Annotated in this window: 4 tRNA genes; all 4 read right to left on the reverse strand. The window is 50.5% G+C overall.

The features are described from left to right. Positions 1-18: 18 nt before the first annotated feature. The 4 genes from RG608_RS11575 to RG608_RS11590 all read right to left on the reverse strand — a co-directional run bounded on the left by RG608_RS11575 (position 19) and on the right by RG608_RS11590 (position 380). Positions 19-108: transfer RNA gene (locus RG608_RS11575), tRNA-Ser, on the reverse strand. 7 nt (positions 109-115) lie between these two features. Further along, positions 116-187: transfer RNA gene (locus RG608_RS11580), tRNA-Glu, on the reverse strand. A 15-nt stretch (positions 188-202) separates the two neighbouring features. Beyond that, a tRNA-Ile gene (locus tag RG608_RS11585) sits at positions 203-276 on the reverse strand. 33 nt (positions 277-309) lie between these two features. Then, positions 310-380: transfer RNA gene (locus RG608_RS11590), tRNA-Gly, on the reverse strand. Between the last annotated feature and the right edge of the window lie 2 nt (positions 381-382).

Consider the following 382-nt stretch of genomic DNA (forward strand, 5'->3'; position numbering starts at 1 on the left):
CAATACTATTCGTCCCTAAGGAGGATGTGGGATTCGAACCCACGCACGCTTTTACACGCCTGACGGTTTTCAAGACCGTTCCCTTCAGCCGGACTTGGGTAATCCTCCGAATATATAGTCCGTACGGGATTCGAACCCGTGTTACCGCCGTGAAAAGGCGGTGTCTTAACCCCTTGACCAACGGACCATAATATTATTAAAATGGGCACGAGTGGACTCGAACCACCGACCTCACGCTTATCAGGCGTGCGCTCTAACCACCTGAGCTACGCGCCCAAGTTCAAAAACTTGGTATGAACTATCGTTCAAAGCGGGTGACGAGAATCGAACTCGCGACAACAGCTTGGAAGGCTGTAGTTTTACCACTAAACTACACCCGCTT

Origin of the sequence: Streptococcus sp. IsoGale022, from assembly GCF_031142805.1 — a bacterium.
Taxonomy (GTDB): domain Bacteria; phylum Bacillota; class Bacilli; order Lactobacillales; family Streptococcaceae; genus Streptococcus; species Streptococcus sanguinis_A.